This is a genomic window from Acinetobacter gandensis, assembly GCF_001678755.1.
GTDB classification, from domain to species: domain Bacteria; phylum Pseudomonadota; class Gammaproteobacteria; order Pseudomonadales; family Moraxellaceae; genus Acinetobacter; species Acinetobacter gandensis.
Window position 1 is genome coordinate 215299 of sequence record NZ_LZDS01000012.1, and the last position, 17911, is coordinate 233209.

At 40.7% G+C, this 17911-nt stretch carries 16 protein-coding genes and 1 riboswitch; of the genes, 9 read left to right on the top strand and 7 right to left on the bottom strand.

What is annotated here, in order from left to right; genetic code table 11:
* Positions 1-9: 9 nt before the first annotated feature.
* The 3 genes from A9J31_RS06105 to A9J31_RS06115 are packed head-to-tail and all read right to left on the bottom strand — an operon-like array spanning position 10 to position 3341.
* Positions 10-1014: an HlyD family secretion protein gene (locus tag A9J31_RS06105; RefSeq protein ID WP_067763092.1), complete on the bottom strand. Its 1005-nt coding sequence runs from the start codon at positions 1012-1014 to the stop codon at positions 10-12.
* A gap of 31 nt (positions 1015-1045) precedes the next feature.
* Positions 1046-1252, bottom strand: a complete 207-nt coding sequence (locus A9J31_RS06110; RefSeq protein ID WP_067763093.1) for a DUF1656 domain-containing protein — start codon at positions 1250-1252, stop codon at positions 1046-1048.
* A complete protein-coding gene (locus A9J31_RS06115) occupies positions 1245-3341 on the bottom strand; it encodes an FUSC family protein (RefSeq protein ID WP_067763095.1) in 2097 nt (698 codons plus the stop codon). Before A9J31_RS06115 ends, A9J31_RS06110 begins: the two co-directional genes overlap by 8 nt.
* 457 nt (positions 3342-3798) lie before the next feature.
* On the opposite strand from A9J31_RS06115, the gene A9J31_RS06120 reads away from it, so the two are divergent.
* The gene (locus A9J31_RS06120; RefSeq protein ID WP_067763097.1) at positions 3799-4575 is read left to right on the top strand and encodes an IclR family transcriptional regulator; all 777 of its coding nucleotides are present in this window, start codon (positions 3799-3801) and stop codon (positions 4573-4575) included.
* A gap of 250 nt (positions 4576-4825) precedes the next feature.
* Here the strand turns inward: A9J31_RS06120 and A9J31_RS06125 are convergent, their stop codons facing one another.
* Positions 4826-5446, bottom strand: coding sequence for an alpha-ketoglutarate-dependent dioxygenase AlkB family protein (locus A9J31_RS06125; protein ID WP_067763099.1), 621 nt, complete (start codon positions 5444-5446; stop codon positions 4826-4828).
* Positions 5447-5604: 158 nt separating this feature from the next.
* Here A9J31_RS06125 and A9J31_RS06130 point away from each other — a divergent pair, with 158 nt between their 5' ends.
* Positions 5605-7401 (top strand): ABC transporter ATP-binding protein, encoded by a 1797-nt coding sequence (locus tag A9J31_RS06130; RefSeq protein WP_067763101.1) that lies wholly within the window; start codon positions 5605-5607, stop codon positions 7399-7401.
* Positions 7402-7472: 71 nt separating this feature from the next.
* Here A9J31_RS06130 and phoU read toward each other — a convergent pair whose 3' ends face one another.
* A complete protein-coding gene (gene phoU, locus A9J31_RS06135) occupies positions 7473-8189 on the bottom strand; it encodes a phosphate signaling complex protein PhoU (protein WP_067763104.1) in 717 nt (238 codons plus the stop codon).
* A gap of 83 nt (positions 8190-8272) precedes the next feature.
* Complete coding sequence (abuO, locus tag A9J31_RS06140) at positions 8273-9628, bottom strand: multidrug efflux outer membrane protein AbuO (protein ID WP_067763106.1); 1356 nt, start codon at positions 9626-9628, stop codon at positions 8273-8275.
* A gap of 332 nt (positions 9629-9960) precedes the next feature.
* Here abuO and A9J31_RS06145 point away from each other — a divergent pair, with 332 nt between their 5' ends.
* The 7 genes from A9J31_RS06145 to A9J31_RS06175 all read left to right on the top strand — a co-directional run bounded on the left by A9J31_RS06145 (position 9961) and on the right by A9J31_RS06175 (position 16717).
* Positions 9961-10914: a hypothetical protein gene (locus A9J31_RS06145; protein WP_067763108.1), complete on the top strand. Its 954-nt coding sequence runs from the start codon at positions 9961-9963 to the stop codon at positions 10912-10914.
* Between the two features lie 151 nt (positions 10915-11065).
* A riboswitch (TPP riboswitch) is annotated at positions 11066-11192 on the top strand.
* 94 nt (positions 11193-11286) lie between these two features.
* On the top strand, positions 11287-13182 hold the full coding sequence (thiC, locus tag A9J31_RS06150; RefSeq protein WP_067763110.1) for a phosphomethylpyrimidine synthase ThiC: 1896 nt from the start codon (positions 11287-11289) through the stop codon (positions 13180-13182).
* A gap of 76 nt (positions 13183-13258) precedes the next feature.
* On the top strand, positions 13259-13879 hold the full coding sequence (locus A9J31_RS06155; RefSeq protein WP_067763112.1) for an NUDIX domain-containing protein: 621 nt from the start codon (positions 13259-13261) through the stop codon (positions 13877-13879).
* Between the two features lie 10 nt (positions 13880-13889).
* A complete protein-coding gene (cpdA, locus tag A9J31_RS06160) occupies positions 13890-14693 on the top strand; it encodes a 3',5'-cyclic-AMP phosphodiesterase (RefSeq protein ID WP_067763114.1) in 804 nt (267 codons plus the stop codon).
* 209 nt (positions 14694-14902) lie between these two features.
* Entirely contained in the window at positions 14903-15430 is a 528-nt protein-coding gene (gene dksA / locus A9J31_RS06165; protein WP_067763116.1) for an RNA polymerase-binding protein DksA, read from the top strand.
* Between the two features lie 2 nt (positions 15431-15432).
* A complete protein-coding gene (gluQRS, locus tag A9J31_RS06170) occupies positions 15433-16365 on the top strand; it encodes a tRNA glutamyl-Q(34) synthetase GluQRS (RefSeq protein ID WP_067763118.1) in 933 nt (310 codons plus the stop codon).
* Positions 16366-16456: 91 nt separating this feature from the next.
* Positions 16457-16717, top strand: a complete 261-nt coding sequence (locus A9J31_RS06175; protein WP_067763120.1) for a zinc ribbon domain-containing protein — start codon at positions 16457-16459, stop codon at positions 16715-16717.
* Here the strand turns inward: A9J31_RS06175 and ftsW are convergent.
* A complete protein-coding gene (gene ftsW, locus A9J31_RS06180; protein ID WP_067763122.1) occupies positions 16706-17902 on the bottom strand; it encodes a putative lipid II flippase FtsW in 1197 nt (398 codons plus the stop codon). The two genes, A9J31_RS06175 and ftsW, sit on opposite strands and share 12 nt — an antisense overlap.
* Positions 17903-17911 lie beyond the last annotated feature (9 nt).

Genomic DNA, 17911 nt, shown 5'->3' on the forward strand with positions numbered 1-17911 from the left:
TCTTTGATTTTATTTTTTATCGATAATATGCACAGTCGCAGTACGTCCCGCCACAAAGGCCAATTGATCATGTGGCACTTCATCCAATACAATTTTCACAGGAACACGTTGTGCTAAACGCACCCAACTGAAGGTTGGATTGACATTGGCCAAAAGACCGTTTGTTGAAGTACGTTCACGATCTTCAATACCACTTGCCACACCTTGTACATGCCCTTTATAAGTCTCTGAACTCCCCATGAGCTGAACGCTTGCAGGCGCACCAACATAGATTTTATCTAGTTTGGTTTCTTCAAAATAGCCCACCACGTACATTTGCTCACGATCAATTAATGCTGCAACCGCCTGCCCAACTTTGACGTAATTCCCTGCCTTTAATTCAAAATTCGACAATGTGCCATCATTCGGCGCAATCACAGCAGAGCGTTTTAAATTCAACTGCGCTAAATGCAAATTACTATTAGCCACTTCAATTAATGCTTTTTGTTGAATCACATTGGCTTTGGCTTGCTCGATGGCTGCAGTAGATTGTTCATGTTCAGCATGTGATTGATCACGCGCTGCAAACATTTGATCTTGCTCTTGTTTGGAAATTGCTCCATCCATTAAGTTGGCATAGCGGTTGGCATTTTTATCTGCCAAATGAATATTGGCCTGTGATTTCACCAAATTGGCTTTGGATGCCGCCAATTCTGCTTCTGCGCCTGCAAGTTCAGCTTTGGCTTTTGCTAAATCAGACTTTGCTTGTTCGACATCTAAAGCTTGGCGTGCCACATCAATACGAAACAGTACTTGTCCCTTTTTCACTTGCTGATTATCTTGTACCAAGACCTCTGTAACCAAGCCTGAAACATCTGACGAAACTTGAATCACATCTCCGCGTACACGACCATCGCGTGTCCATGGTTCAGAATTGTAATAATCCCAAATATGTTTTAAAGCCATTAATGCCACGCAGACCACAATGATTAATAAAATGGGGCGTACGAATTTACGTACGTTGACAGTATTCATGAATTCACCTCAATCATTTCAGAACATCGGCCTAGATTTGGCACAAAATAAAAGCGTAATGCACCAACCACAGCAAAACGACAAATACACACAGGTAAAAAATATTCGGTTGCGCAATCCACCCCTGTTCCACCAAACGGTCCCCACCTAACATGACAATGCGCAGTAACACATACGCCAACACGGCTTGTATCAATAAAATCGGAACATAAACGCCATAGATATTGAGCTCACCCATTACACACTCCCGATTTCAGTTTAGCTGGGTAACTGTGCAAAACATGGCACAAACTACTTTGAATATTATTTAAAGAATATTGAATTCTCAGACTTATATCTTGTTGTTCAAGTTCAGAAGCTGCGACATGCAACTGTTGTATTTTTTCAATCATTTGCTGCTGTAAATCAGCAATCAAATGATGTTGAGCATTCTCTTTAGCACGGAAATATTCATCTAAATCCTGTTGCAGGTCTTCTAAAGCCACCACGATCGGATGCTCTACATCAAATTTATTTTTCAACTCTTGTAAACGCGGTAAATCAACCACTGCACTGGATTCTACCAAAGCCAATTGAATGTATTGTTTTAATGGATCAGATTGCACAATTTTGCTGTTTAACACCCCAATACGGTCGAGCATGCTACGTAAATGAATACGGAATTGCAGCCCATACGGCAAATACAACGCTTGACGTATAGCTTTATAGTGCAGGGCTAAAATACGCTGTGCTGTAATATCTGGAGACATCGCACGAACCAGATGAATGATAAATACTGAAATAATGGGACCAATGACTGTCCCTATCGAAGCATCAAAGAAAAATACTTGATCGAGGCTATAACGGTTCTGGAGGTTCAGCCCCATGATGGTTCCCATTAATAATGGCAAACCAATTCCTGTTAGCGGTGGATGTAAAAACAACATCAGGCAATACATTACAAATGGCGCTAGCACCACGATTAACTGCCAAAATACAGTCACATGCGGAAATATGCCGTAGGCATATATAAACACCATCACCCCTGCATATAAATTGGCACGGATAAACATTTTCAAAGCAGGTACAGGGTTGTCCATGGACGTCAAAATACATGCACTAATGGCCGCCATCTCAGCCATCATAAAGCCTGCTTTCCAGCCACTGACAATCCAAAAAACCGTAGCAATCAACACAATTAAACATGCTGAAATTCCACCACGAATCGCCACGCCCGCATCACGATGTAATGTTGGATAAGGCGTCGTATTCATTGGCGTTAACATTGCGGGCAAGGTTGAATCACCGCATTGAATACGTTGCCACAACAATTTCACCGCGCGCACATTTTGAATAAAATGGCGGATATCCATTTTTAAGCTACCCAACATAATCTGTTGAGACGGATGTGAATTCGCCATAATTGCATCAAAATCTGCTTCAAAATGTTCTGGTAATTGATTCAGCGTAGCTTCATCAATCTCATGCCGATCTTGTAAAAAATCAGAAATATGCGCATGTGCTTTGGCCAAATGTAGACGATAGCGTCCATCGACCTCATCCAATTGTTTGATGCGCTCCGACATCGCCACCAAATTACACACCAACAAACTGAGTTGATGTAGCATTTCCTGTAGCGGGCGAGTCATCCCTTGCAAAGTCGATTTTTCGTAGGATAAATGCACTGCCATAACATGAATATCGGCAATATCACGGGCTATTGTTCCCAAAGACTTAGAATAATTATCCAGCTCTGATGCATCTTGCAAAATACGGTCAAAAATCGCTTTGGTATCTTGAAAAGTTTTTAAAACTCGGCCTTCTACTGCTGGGCCAATATGCATTGGAAAAATTGTGGTGCCCACCAGTGCGCTACAGACCACACCGACAGTAATCTCTAAAAAGCGGCCTACCGCCATATCAAAAATAGAAGCGGTATCTATGAAGTACACCACGTTATAGCAAATGATGACGGTGGTATAACCTGCCAGCAAAAACACATAACTACGGGGTGTACGGTCAAGTAATGATAAATATAAGCAAAAGCCCACCCAAACCGCTAGAAATACGGTAAATAAGACGGGCATGTGGATCAGATGTGGCATGGCCACTACTGACACAGCAGCACCTAAAAAAGTCCCTAAAACGCGATAGATACTTTTCGATGACGTCATACCTGAGTATGGATTTGCAATAACAAATACCGTCCCAATCGCCCAGATGGGATAAGTTAAATTCAGTTCGAATGCCACATATAAAGCCAACATCCCTGCTGTAAACGTTTTAAACGCAAATATCCAGTCCAAACGATTGGGCCGAAAAGCGAGTATTTGTTTCGTTAGCAACATATGTATTCTCTATGAGGCATCTTTTAAAGCAAATAAGTCATCACATCGTGTCGCGAAGCACACAATGAATTGCCCAAACCATCGGGACTTAGATGAATATTTGTTCAAAAATTTAGAAGCTATTCGTGAGTGGAATCAGTCACTTGAATAGGAATAATAGAAAATATCTCACCGCATTATCTCAATGCAGATTATTTAATCAATATAGGATATTTTCGAACCAATTTTTTCAAATATAACTATAAATGTCAATTAAAATATCTTAATCTGATAATTTATGTATTTTTATAACAAATAATTCTACTTTCGACTGATGATTTATTATCGAACTTAACCATACAATCATCATTTAATGCCCACATCGATGTGTTACGTAGAAAAGCACAGCATCACCGCGCGCAATTTGTTATAAAGTAACTTAACTGATTTTATTTTTATTTTGACCAAGCAGGTTCTTATGGCGCTCTCCAGTTTTGGTAAAATTCTCACCGTGCTCGATTTATACTCCGTCTCACGTCCTGTCATTAATGTAGACATTATTAGTGAAGAATTGGGGTTATCTAAACCAACGAGCTACCGTTATTTAAAAGAGCTGGTGTCTGCTGAGTTGTTACAACGTTTAAGTGGCACTTCAGGGGATTACATTCTCGGTTCCAAAATTGCTGTTTTAGATTTTATCTCTCGCACCACAGATCCATTGGTGCAAATCAGTATTCCTTTCATGAAAGAAATTGTGCAGCGTACAGAATCATGCTGCCTGTTGACCCACCTGAATCTAGATTCTTGCATTGATGTGCATCATGAACTGTACAAAGACTATACCGCATTGGCTTATGGTCGCGGCAGCCCTCGCCCAATGTATAAAGGGTCATCTGCAAAAGTGATTTTGTCACAACTACCTAAACAGCGGATTTTAGATTACTACCAACGCTTTTCTGATGAATTAGCACAGGTTGGCTTCGCCCACAGTGAAGAAGAGTTCATGCTACTGATGAAGAAGATCAAGAAGCAGGGCTATTATTTTTCTAATGGTGAAGTCGATCCGAATATGTCGAGCCTGTCTATTCCAGTCAAATTTTCCAGTAAAGAGCCACCGTTAGCTTTGACACTTTTAGCATCTAAAAACCGTTTTGAATTTATGAACTTTCAAAAATTGGTGGAAATGATGCAAGACAGCGCGATGCGTATTGAAAAAAAATATAGCGCGATGACTGAAGAGGATGAGAGCCTATAAATCTGTACAGATTTAGTCTCGTTGTAAAGATTAAATTTGTTTAATCTGAGGAATCAATCAATTTAATTGAATTTAATAATTATATTTTTAATTTAAATTCTCATAATATGATTATCGTTCTTTAGCAGCTCTTGTGTTCATTTATACCATTGAATACAGCGTTCCTAATTTAATTCTCCTCAGAGAAATTAAAAAAGCTCATCACAGTATGGGCTTTTTTATGCCTTAAATTACACCTTCCATTACATCCTTATTCAGGATAAAAATAACGAAAAGTCAGATTTACTCTTGGTTCTGTAATTTTAGTCGACTTCATAATGGCATGTTTCCAATGACGTTGAGTTTGCCCACGCATCACGATCAACTGCCCACTCTGTAACATCATCTCAACTTTTTCTTGAGTCGACTTATGTTTAAAACAAAATTTTCTGCTCGCACCAAAACTTAATGAGGCGATAACCACTTGTTGATCCGGAGACACTAAAGAAGGTTCATCATCACTATGCCAACCCACCGCCTGCGACCCATTTTCATACAGGTTGGCAAGACAGGAATTAAATTCGTGCCCCACCAATTTTTCAATATGTTGTTTTAAACGCAACAAGGCGGGTTGCCAAATCAGTGCCTGTTTATACATGCCTGAATAACGGTACTGATACTCAGCATCGCCATACCATACCACTTTACGATCCGTTTTATAGTATTGACCATGTAAGATTACTTCATCATGTTGCCAGGCCAAATGCTGTAAAAAATACTGTGCGTACTTTTTACTGTCCTGTGTATTCAAAATTAGGCCATAGTCTTGCACTTGCCCATCATAAGGCAAGATATTGTCTTGCTGCATCGGACTGAATAAGTCTAAATTCATTTGAAGCACCTACATTCAGAACACACACAAAAATATAATGATGAGTGCTTAGTTTAACTCAATGAATGCAGACACAAATCAATACAAAGTCATCACTTGTCGCATGATTTTTTCAGGCATAGACTCAATTTTATTATTCACAATAAAAATAATCGCTTATGAATTTATTGAATGTGTTTCAGAAGCTCAGACCGTTTGTAAGACCATACCGTATTTTGGTAATTGCAACTTTAATCATGACCTTGATTGGTTCTTTTACCGCGCAGGTCAATGCACTCACCTTGCAATACGCTGTTGATAGTATTAATCGCCTAGTCGAACAAGGCTTAGGTTTAGCTGAAGGTTGGCATATTCTGATCACCATTAGCGTGATCTTATTAGGCAAAGAAATCATCAATGCTTTTGTTCAATTTGGACAAAAATTTTATGGTGAAAAACTGCGGATTTTGGTTTCACAAGATTTAGCCCAAGGCATTATCGAAAAGTTTCTGACCTATCGCCTTGCTTTTTTTAATGATGACAACAATCAAGCTGGCAAATTACAAACGCGTATCGACCGTGGTATTGGTTCTTTAACACGTTTGGTACAAATCTTTTTTATTGATATTTTACCATTATTTACCAGTGCAATTGTGGCTTTAGGCTTAATGTACTATGCCAACTTCTATGTTGGCTTGGTGGCAACCTGTATTGTGCCCATCTATTTCTGGCTCACCTTCAAACAAGCACAAAAATTAGGTGGATGGCGACGTAATTTACGCGATGGTCGTGAAAAGAAAAGTCAGGGTATTCTCGGTATTATTAACTCGATCACCGTCATTAAATCGTTTAACCGTGAAAGTATTGAATCTGAAAAACAGCTGAAATTACAAAAAGAACTCACAGACAACCAAATGCAAACACGCCAAATCAGTTTTTTGTTTGATGGGTTAAAGACCTTTATCGAGCAAATTGGCATTGTGTTGATTATCATTTTGACCGCTTATTTTGTACTTGATGGCCAAATGAGTATTGGCATGATTATGTTTCACGTCTTGTTATTCAATAACGTCTCTGCCCCTATACGCTCCTTACATCGTATTTATGACGAAGTGAACGACGCGATGATTTATTCAGAAAGTTTCTTTAAGATTTTAGAGGCTGATGACGAAATCGAACAATCAGGTACACAAAAACCCAATATTCGGGGTCAGTTCGATTTAAGCAATGTCGAGTTTTATTATCCGAATGGACACCATGCGCTGAAAAATATCAATATGACCATTCAGCCTAATAAAATTACTGCTTTAGTTGGCTTATCTGGTGCAGGAAAATCCACGCTCATCAGTTTGTTAGATAAATTTTTTGAACCGCAAAGTGGCACCATAACCATTGACGGCATAGATTTAAAAGATATCGACACACAATATCTTCGTGATCATATTGGCTTAGTATTACAAAAAAATCATATTTTCCAAGGCTCCATTTTTGACAATATCCGCTACGGCAAAACCGATGCCAGTACCGAAGACGTGATGCAGGCCGCACGTAAAGCATCAATTCATGAACAAATTTTACAACTGCCGAATGGCTATGATGCCGATGCGCTGATGCTTTCAGGGGGGCAACAACAACGTATCGCCTTGGCGCGCATGTTCTTAAAAAATCCACCGATTATTTTCTTAGATGAACCCACTGCAAGTTTAGATGCGATTGCCACTGAACAAATTAAGCAAAGTTTAGATGAGATCAAACAAGGGCGAACTGTCATTATTATTTCTCATAGTTTGTCGCAAATTATCGATGCGGATTACACCTATGTCATGAAAGAGGGTGAAATAGCTGAGCATGGTGAGCATGACGCGCTTTATCACCAAGATGGTGTGTATAAAGAGATCTTTGATGCGATGGCTAAAAGTTTAAATATTGAAAAAATTGCCCGTACCTTTGAAGAGGATGAAGATACACATAGTTAAACAAGCCCCTCTTCTGCATTAAAAAAGCCCATCAACTGATGGGCTTTTTAGAACTGGGGGTTCAGATGTGATTAACGTTGAACTTTCTGTTCAATTTCTTCCACGCTGGTATGGCGTACGTCTAAGCCTTTCACCATATAAATCACCTGCTCAGAAATATTGCGTGCATGGTCACCAATACGCTCAAGCGAACGCAACACCCACAAGACATTCATAACACGTGTAATATGACGTGGATCTTCAATCATATAAGTCATTAATGTACGCGTCGCAGACTGATACTCACGATCAATATCGGCATCCGCCAGTAACACACGTAAAGCTTGATCAACATCTAAACGAGCAAACGCATCTAGTGCATCATGTATCATGACACGGACTTGGTTACCAATATGACGTGTTTCCATGTAGCCACGCGGTGAACCACCCTCTTCACATAAACTTTGGGCAATACGAGCAATTTTTGCAGCTTCATCACCAATACGCTCTAAGTCGGTATTGGCTTTTGACATAGCGATCACCATACGCAAATCAATTGCAGCTGGATGACGACGAGCTAAAATCAACGTCAATGCTTCATCAATTTCTGTTTCCATACGGTTAACAGCATTGTCTTGAAACTGCACATCAATTGCCATAGATGCATCTGTGTCCAAAAGTGCATGAATGGCATTTGCCACTTGCTGCTCAACCAAACCACCCATGGTCATAAATTTGGTATGAACATCCTGTAGCTCTTCATTAAATTGTGAAGAAATATGATGATTTAAAACAGGATTATTTGGCAAAGGATGATCTCCACAGCAATATGAATCGGCAGAATTGCGTGCAATATTAAAGCATATTCATTATGAAACTTTTATGACGAAAGTCATTTCTTTAACAAAATTGAAGGTTGATTAGATTGATCAACTAGCCATGCATTCATTTCAACTAAATCAGCTTCAGTCAATTTCCCTACAGATGCTTTCAATTCAAGTACATGTAGCAAATAATCATACTTAGAGTTTAAATAATCTTGTCGAGCTGAAAATGCATTGCGCTGAGCCAACAACACATCCACCATGGTTTTTAAACCTTCTTGATACTGTGCTTGTGAAGCCAAAGACACCTGAGATGAAGACTGCATTGCAGCTTTACGAGCTTGTAGCTTAGCCTGATCTGTTTCAACCTGCATATATGCTTTTTTTACATCCGTTTCTGCATTACGTATTGCAGCATCGACTTGTGCTTGGCTTTTCTCAACGTTGACTGCCGCTTGCCGTATGGATTTTTGTGTACGGCCACCATTAAACACATTCCAATTCATTTCAATGCCAATTTGATCAAATTGACCGTCTTGCGACATGATCGATTCAGGACTTTGCTTGTTATAGCCATAAGTCCCCACCGCTTCAATCTGTGGGTAAAGTGCAGCCTTTTCCACGCGCTTGCCATCTTCAGCATAACGCTTTTGCAAACGCGCTTGTAAAATGCCAAGATTCTGGCCTTGCGCTAATTCTTCCCATGCTTGCACATTATTCGGTACAGGTTTTTGAAATTCAAAATCTTCACGTAATACGGCTAAATTTTCACGATATGGCCCAATAAACTGTTGTAGTTGCTCCTGCGCCAAAACCAATTGAACATTGGTCGCCATACGATTGGCACGCGCATTTTGATACTGTGCATTGGCTTCACTAACATCACTTTTTGCCACCAAACCTTCTTTCAACTTCGCATTCATCATACGCAATTGTTCAGACAGCGCTTGTTCTTCTTGTAAATTTGCAACTGTAAGCGCTTGTTGTCGCAACACATTAAAATACGCTTCTGAAACATTTAATAAATGCTGTTGTTTTTGAATTTTTAAATTAATTTCACTGAGATTGATTGATGTTTTAACCTGTTTTAAACCTTCCCACGCATCCCAACGAAACAAAGGTTGGCGCGCAGTCAACGCGATTTGTTTGGACGTCGTACTATCAGGCATGAACAAGCCGGCTTGAGCTCCACTTTGATTGGCATTTTGATTTTTACGTGTAACATTACCTGAGACTGTGACCGTCGGCAGTAAGTTGCCGTTCGCAATACCTAAATTGAGTTTATCTGCTTCATATTGCAGTTTATTGGCCTGCCAATTGGGATCTGCTTGTTTTGCACGTTCGTAAGCCTCGACAAGATCCAATGCAAAACTCCATGGACTCGTCAAAAGTAAACAGGCACTTAAAACCAATTTTTTGTTCATTTTTTTTCGTAAATTCCTAACATTCAAATACCCGAGGCTGAATATTTAAATTTAAAACTAAGCAGATACTAATCATAAATCTGCAAACTTGCGTATGATTTTTATTAATTTTTTACATCAACTTAGACAATTTATCGCGTTTTTAGGTGTTTTTCGACATTACTCACAACGCTGTAACAAACAACTGCATAATAGTACACATAATGCGCCCGTTTCATCTATAAAATAGTCGGCATTCCATCGGACAAACTTCATCTCTATCGCATCGGGTCATTGTGTCAAAACTTTTTAATCTGCCAGTAAAATTCAGCGTACTCTGCCTGTCTTTCAGCATGTTGCTTGGATGCCAACAACAGCCTGAACCCCAGCCAGCACAAGAATTTCCGAACAAAAAAACTGTTCAAAATGAAGCAGTGGATTTGTCTTTACTGTGTCAGAAGCTTGAAAAGAATATGCAAGAAATTGACGATCAACGCACCACTTTTGCACTTGAACAAATTAACCAAGATTTAAAAGTTTGTTTACCTTTATTAGAAGCTGATCAACAAAAAAAATTATTAGTTTTATCTAACCAAATGTATCGTAATTTTTTACACGTTGAACGCACTGCACAGCAGCAAATGGCTTTTGAACAATTTGCTTTTGATATGGCACAGCACCCGACCATTCAGCAAAGCCATTACGAGCAATTGACTCTTCGCGATCAATACCTTCTCAAACATAAAGGTCAAGCCTATGTGGAATTATTCGATGCCGGTGCAGGACAATTACAGTATCGTCGCAGCCCTGAATATTTGGCCAAAGTCTTTGCACCTTATATGAGTGATGCCGAGCAAGCCTTTATTGAAAAACTGGCGGAACAAAACCTACAACCCGTCTTTTTACAACAAACCCTCATGATTGAACCGCAAGAAATTGCAACACGTGCTTTATTTTGGGAAGACTATCTCAAGCAGTATCCAGAAAGTCCTTATCAAAAAGATGCTCAACAATTGTTGTACCTGTACAGTCAATTTTTGTTTACTGGTATGCAAGATACACCGGTATCAAACGATTTTTCAGATCGCCTCAGTATTCAAGCCAGCTCCTTAGAAGAAATCGAAAAGCTGGCTAAACTGAATCAATCACGTTTAGCGGATCAATCACGCCAATTCCTGAAACTACTTGAGCAAAATACCACTCATAGTGCTCAACAAGTACAGGCAGCGATTGGACTAAAAAATCCATCCCCGAATTATAAAAAAGATTGCTTTAAAGATGCGCTGTGCCTCAGTTCATCTTCTTAATCTCATCAGACAATATTCATATCACCTTAAGGCCATTTTGTTGTTAAGCCTGCCTTGCTGCCAGCATTAAATTAACTGGGCAACTGTCCTGTTGTTTAAGAACTGTTAAAAATGACACTGTATTTGCCGATTCTTCATGCTAATATCCGCCCAAAGCTTGACGGAGCGCAGGTAATTTCCTGCTGAGATCATCTAAATTTGGCTTACCAAATTTGAGGATGAGTACCGTTGAACCTGATCAGGTTAATACCTGCGTAGGAATCAAGCCATCTGAAAACTGAAGCCACAATTTTAACCTGTACTGCCAGGGAAAAACCGCCACGTTTTTGGTCGTGCTTGATTCGTTGATGTCATTTCATAAGGATCATTGCAATGAACCAATTAACGAATCTCACCGCTGCTGATCGCGCTGCTCAACATGAGCAAGATGCCAAAGATCTGACACGAATTTTACCCGCATCTCGTAAAGTCTATATTGAAGGTTCACGCCCTGATATTCAGGTACCAATGCGTGAAATTGCATTAACGGACACGCCAACAGGTCTAGGCGGCGAAAAAAACTTGCCGCTTATGGTCTATGACACTTCTGGCGTTTATACCGACCCAGCGGTACAGATTGATCTGAATCAAGGTTTACCGAATGTCCGTGAAAACTGGATTGAATCGCGTAACGATACTGAAATCCTTGACACCCTAACCTCAACATTTGGTCAAGAACGCTTACGCGATATTCGTACGGCCAACATCCGTTTTGCTCATATTTCAAAACCACGCCGAGCGAAGCGCGGACACAATGTCACACAAATGCATTATGCCAAACAAGGTATCATCACTCCTGAAATGGAATACATCGCGATTCGTGAAAATCAGCGTCAACGTGACGGTGTCGATGCACGTCAACATGCCGGACAAAACTTCGGGGCAAAAAACTTAACTGAAATTACCCCTGAATTTGTGCGTCAGGAAGTGGCTGAAGGTCGTGCCATTATTCCTGCCAACATCAACCATCCTGAGTGTGAGCCAATGATCATTGGCCGTAATTTCTTAGTGAAAATCAATGCCAACATTGGTAACTCAGCACTCGGTTCGAGCATTGATGAAGAAGTGTCAAAAATGACTTGGGCAACGCGTTGGGGCGCAGACACCATCATGGACCTGTCAACGGGTAAAAATATTCACGAAACCCGTGAATGGATTATACGAAACTCTCCGGTACCGATTGGCACCGTACCCATCTACCAAGCTTTAGAAAAAGTTGATGGTGTTGCTGAAGACCTGACTTGGGACATCTTTAAAGACACCTTAATTGAGCAAGCAGAACAAGGGGTCGATTACTTCACCATCCATGCAGGTGTACTACTGCGTTATGTCCCTCTAACAGCCAATCGACTCACTGGGATTGTATCGCGTGGCGGTTCAATCATGGCGCAGTGGTGTTTAGCACATCATGAAGAAAACTTCTTGTATACGCATTTCGATGAAATCTGCGAAATCATGAAAGCCTATGACGTTTCATTTAGTCTAGGAGATGGCTTACGACCAGGCTGTATTCAAGATGCCAACGATGAAGCTCAATTTAGCGAATTACGTACTTTAGGCGAACTGACCCACCGTGCTTGGAAACATGATGTACAAGTCATGATTGAAGGCCCTGGCCATGTACCTATGCACATGATCAAGGAAAATATGGATCTTCAACTTGAAGTCTGCCAAGAAGCACCTTTTTATACTTTAGGGCCGCTTACAACAGATATTGCACCGGGTTATGACCATATTACCTCCGCCATTGGTGCAGCTATGATTGGCTGGTATGGTACAGCAATGCTCTGCTATGTAACGCCAAAAGAGCATTTAGGTCTGCCAGATAAAAAGGATGTTAAAGATGGCATTATCACCTACAAAATTGCAGCTCATGCCGCAGACCTTGCTAAAGGCCATCCGGGTGCACAGGCCCGTGACAATGCCTTATCCAAAGCACGCTTCGAATTCCGCTGGGAAGATCAGTTTAACTTAAGCCTAGACCCTGACACTGCACGAAATATGCATGATGAAACCATGCCAAAAGAAGCACATAAATCTGCGCATTTCTGTTCAATGTGTGGCCCTAAGTTTTGCTCGATGAAAATCACTCAAAATGTGAGAGATTATGCAAAAAATCAACAAAATACAGAGACTTCCACGAAACAACGTACAGAGATTGAAACCGGCTATCAAAGCATGAAAGATGCCTATCATGCCCGTGGTCAAAAGTTGTACCATAAAGTCTAAAGTCTAAAAAAAATCTTTTGTATTCAACAAAATCTCGGTTAGGATGAAATAAAACGTTTCATCCTGATTAGAGCTTATGAATATTATTAAACAGGCCACCTATAACAATAAAGACTATTACCTTGAAGGACGTGAGCACGTATTTAAAGGCTTCATTCAGGTCGAAAAAGTTCAATTGCGACATCGCTTATTCAACCGCCAAGAGATGATTCCAACCATTCAACGTGAATTAATTCATCGCCCAGAAGCGGCTGGTGTATTGATTTATAACCATCAACAACAAAAATTTGCCTTAATTGAACAATTCCGTATTGGTGCAATTGATGATGCTGAGTCACCATGGCAACTGGAAATTATTGCAGGTGTACTTGACGGAGATGAATCGCCTGAAAGCTGTATCCGCCGTGAAAGTTTGGAAGAGTCAGGCTGTGAATTAAACACCCTTCAGCACCTTTTTAGCTTTTATCCATCGGCTGGCGCTTGTGCAGAATTATTTCATCTATATAGTGCAGAAGCAGAATTACCAGAACAAGGTGGAGTATTTGGCATGCCAGATGAAGGTGAAAATATTCAACTGCATATTTTAGCTTATGCAGATATTCCAACTTTATTGACCAATGGTCGGCTAAAGAACGCACCTGTCATTATGGCCTTGCAATGGCTGCAACAGCAATTACATACTACAAGGAATGTCTAAGGGGAAGGACATGACTTTAAGGGACTCAGAACAATTCGACTGGACGATCATTCAGATCTCGGACACACATTTGATGGATCAGGAAGATCTTGAGTTTGTTCGTATGAATCCAGAACAAAGCTTTCATGATGTGATACAGCATATTCAGCTACATCACAATCATGTTGATGCTCTCGTGCATACTGGCGATCTTGCGCAAGTGCCGGTACAGACGACTTATGCTCGTTATACTCAATTTATGCAGCAACAAAAACTCGCGTTTTACCAAATTCCTGGCAATCACGATGATGCGGAGCATTTCCCTTTTCATCAAAACCAAAACCAAGCACATATTATCCATTTGGGTAAATGGAGCATGATTTTGCTCAACAGTGCTGTCAAAGGAAAGGTGGATGGCTGGGTGTCTGCTCAACAACTTGAACAATTAGATCAGCTGCTGACTGAACATCCTTCACAGCACATCATTATTGCCTGCCATCATCATCCGTTTGCAATGCAGTCACATTGGATTGATCAGCATAAACTTAAGAACGCTGAACATTTAATGGATGTCATTGCTAAACACGCTAATGTCAAAATTGTTTTGTGCGGACATGTGCATCAAGATTCATGTAATGAATGGCATGGTGTCCAGTTTTTATCAACGCCATCAACCAGCGTACAATTTAAGCCGTTCAGTGAAAATTTTGCCATAGATCAAAGCTTACCGGGCTATCGGGTACTGCATTTAAAAGATACTGGCGCGTTCAAAACTGAAGTTTTAAGGGTCAAAATCAAACAAGCTCAAATTAATGCCGAAATTTCAGGTTATTAACTTTTCAATTTGATTTTTTTGCTTTACTTTATGGCATCTAAAGGAAAAGTGATAGTTAGAATCCAAACATCAAAGACTATCAATAAGCAAAAAAAGTCTATATGATGACGACCCCCGCAGGGGGAATCTCTGTGGTGGGTGGATAAAAAACTTGCATATCACCATATTTTTTGCGTATAGATATATGCATATGATGAGGAATGCCCTATATGGCGAATGACAACCAAAATCAAGTCTTAGACGAACAAACTGATGTAGTAGATGAGAAGTCTACGAAACGCGTGCGCAAAACAAAGCCAAAGGCGACTGAAGGTGGTTCTACTGCTAGCTTATTTGGTATTGAGCCTTATCAGCCTAAAAAAAATGAAGAATACATGTCTGAAGGTCAGCTTGAACATTTCCGCCAAATTTTGTTGGCTTGGAAAGCTGAGTTGATGTCTGAAGTTGATCGTACACTCAATACTATGCAGGATGAAAATACTGCACTTCCTGACGTAAACGACCGTGCTACGCAAGAAGAAGAATTTGCGATTGAACTTCGTACCCGTGACCGTGAACGTAAATTGATTCGTAAAATTGAACAATCAATTGAAGCGATCAAAAATGATGACTATGGTTTCTGCGAAACTTGTGGTATCGAAATCGGTTTACGACGTTTAGAAGCGCGTCCAACTGCAACTTTATGTATCGACTGCAAAACACTTGCAGAGATCAAAGAGAAGCAAAATAACGGTTAATTGTGACTGTTGATGATTCCTCAGCCAAGCTCAGCTTGGCTTTTGCGCAGCAGCCAAACGATGTTTCGCTGACTCGCTACTCAGGTCGGTTTGCACCATCGCCAACCGGCCCTTTGCATTTTGGTTCCTTAATTACTGCTGTCGCCAGTTACTGCGATGCCCGCGCTCAGGATGGCCGTTGGGTTGTCCGAATTGAAGACACCGATATTCCCCGCATTTCTCCCGGCAGTGAAGAACATATCTTACGTTCAATTGATGCCTTTCAGTTTGAACCAGATGCCGAAATCATATTTCAGAAAGATCGCCTCGATATCTATGAGCAAGTGATTGAGCAATTACATGCTCAAGACCTGGTGTATGCCTGTCAATGCACACGTAAAATGCTCGGCTCTAATCATATCTATCAAGGAACTTGTCGCGAGCTTAAGCTTCCTTTGATCGATCAAGCCATTCGCATCAAAATTGATGATCAAACCATTTGTTTCAACGATCGTTTGCAAGGCCAACATTGCTCGAATCTTTTACATGATTTAGGTGATTTTGTCCTGAAACGTCGCGATGGCATTATTAATTATCAGCTTGCAGTGGTTGTCGATGATTTTCTGCAAGGGATGACCCATGTGGTTCGTGGCGCGGACCTTTTAGATAATACGGAACGTCAAATTTGGTTGGGGCAAAAACTAAATTATCCACGATTAGAATATATGCATTTGCCTTTAGCCATGAATGATCAAGGGCAAAAACTGTCTAAGCAAAACATGGCGCAGGCCTTAGATCTCAAGCAAGCACCTCAACTATTACAACAAGCCCTACAAGCCTTACACCAAGCGCCTGTCGACTTAGATATGCCACATATCATGCTCAAACAAGCCATTGCACAATGGAGCGTCGACCAAATTCCACATTGCATGGAACTACCGCAAATTTATCAATAACCGCATACGTTTCGGCCTGCATTCTAATTCATAGCTTCAAGCCAGAAATATGCTTTAATGGCTATAACATTACGTGTTGTTGGAGTGTGCTATGTTTTTTATATTTGGATTGGGTCCAAAAACCAAAGTCATTGAAAAGAGCCAATTCAATTGCCCTGTGTGCCGCAGTCGAAGTAGCTATGAGCTAAAACAGCAGCGAAATTACTTTTCTTTATTTTTTATTCCACTCATTCCACTGTCTAAAGCTAACGCTAGCTTTGTGAAATGTTTGCATTGTGGAACAGAAATGCCCGCTCAAGTGCTTGAACATGCACAGCCTGATCCACAGCGCAATTCCAACTTAGAAGCTTGATTCTTCTTTACTTGGATTCACTTCTTTGGTGGTCGCATCAATCTTCAAAATAAGACTGACCATGACCGCACAGATAATCAGTGATGAACCACCATAACTAATAAATGGTAAGGTCAAACCTTTGGTTGGCAACATCCCCATATTCATCCCAGCATTCACCAAGATTTGTAATAAGAAAATAATACTGATGCCATAGGCCAAATAACCTGCACGTAAGTATTGATGGCGTAGCGCTCGATGACCAATACGAATACAGCTCACCAACATCACAAATGACAATGTTAATACGGTAAAAATTCCTAAAAAACCAAATTCTTCACCCAATACAGCCAACATAAAGTCGGTATGTGCCTCAGGTAAATAAGACATTTTTTGGATACTGTGACCTAAACCAACGCCAACCCATTCACCGCGACCAAACGCCATTAAGGCATTGGATAACTGATAGCCCGCTCCCAATGGATCATTCCATGGATTAGAGAATGACATCAAACGTTCTAAACGGTAAGGTTCGAATAAAATCAAGAACACAAAAGCCATGATGATGGCACCAAAAGCAATCGCGAACTGAATCAATGGCGCACCTGCAAGGAAGAACACGCCAAGCATGGTTAATGCAATCACCACGGTGGCACCCAAATCGGGTTCAGCCATGACTAGGCCAACTGTTGCAGCCATAATAATCGCAAGACGCACCAGACCTTTAATGTTATTACGCACTTCTTCTGCACGTCGAACCACATAATCAGCAGTAAAAATGGCCATCATCACCTTGGCGACTTCGGATGCCTGTAAGGTAAAACCGGCAATACGAATCCAACGTTTCGAACCATTTACCTCCGTACCGACTGCCAAAACTGCCGCCAGCAGTACGATGGTCACAATCCACAAGAAAAAGGTATTGTTAAACCATACATTTAACGGCACTTTGTAGGCAATGTAAGCTGCTGCAGCTGCGGCGGCAATTGAAATGCCGTGTCGCGTGATGTAATGGAAAGCATTTTCATGCATCCGTTCCGCATACGGCATCGACGCGGATGCCACCATGATTGAACCAATACATAACAATGCCAAGACACAAAAGATTAAAACATTGCGTACGTTGACCTCGGCAGGTAGCCGAGGAATCCAACGTTCTACAACTTCATTTATTCTATTTATGGTCGTCTGAGCTAACCCAGCCATACAACTTTC

Bases quoted from the DNA above. Each gene is read 5' to 3' on its own strand.
- A9J31_RS06105 (WP_067763092.1), bottom strand. From the start codon at position 1,014: ATGAATACTGTCAACGTACGTAAATTCGTACGCCCCATTTTATTAATC.
- A9J31_RS06110 (WP_067763093.1), bottom strand. From the start codon at position 1,252: ATGGGTGAGCTCAATATCTATGGCGTTTATGTTCCGATTTTATTGATA.
- A9J31_RS06115 (WP_067763095.1), bottom strand. From the start codon at position 3,341: ATGTTGCTAACGAAACAAATACTCGCTTTTCGGCCCAATCGTTTGGAC.
- A9J31_RS06120 (WP_067763097.1), top strand. From the start codon at position 3,799: ATGGCGCTCTCCAGTTTTGGTAAAATTCTCACCGTGCTCGATTTATAC.
- A9J31_RS06125 (WP_067763099.1), bottom strand. From the start codon at position 5,446: ATGAATTTAGACTTATTCAGTCCGATGCAGCAAGACAATATCTTGCCT.
- A9J31_RS06130 (WP_067763101.1), top strand. From the start codon at position 5,605: ATGAATTTATTGAATGTGTTTCAGAAGCTCAGACCGTTTGTAAGACCA.
- abuO (WP_067763106.1), bottom strand. From the start codon at position 9,628: ATGAACAAAAAATTGGTTTTAAGTGCCTGTTTACTTTTGACGAGTCCA.
- A9J31_RS06145 (WP_067763108.1), top strand. From the start codon at position 9,961: ATGTTGCTTGGATGCCAACAACAGCCTGAACCCCAGCCAGCACAAGAA.
- thiC (WP_067763110.1), top strand. From the start codon at position 11,287: ATGAACCAATTAACGAATCTCACCGCTGCTGATCGCGCTGCTCAACAT.
- A9J31_RS06155 (WP_067763112.1), top strand. From the start codon at position 13,259: ATGAATATTATTAAACAGGCCACCTATAACAATAAAGACTATTACCTT.
- cpdA (WP_067763114.1), top strand. From the start codon at position 13,890: ATGACTTTAAGGGACTCAGAACAATTCGACTGGACGATCATTCAGATC.
- dksA (WP_067763116.1), top strand. From the start codon at position 14,903: ATGGCGAATGACAACCAAAATCAAGTCTTAGACGAACAAACTGATGTA.
- A9J31_RS06175 (WP_067763120.1), top strand. From the start codon at position 16,457: ATGTTTTTTATATTTGGATTGGGTCCAAAAACCAAAGTCATTGAAAAG.
- ftsW (WP_067763122.1), bottom strand. From the start codon at position 17,902: ATGGCTGGGTTAGCTCAGACGACCATAAATAGAATAAATGAAGTTGTA.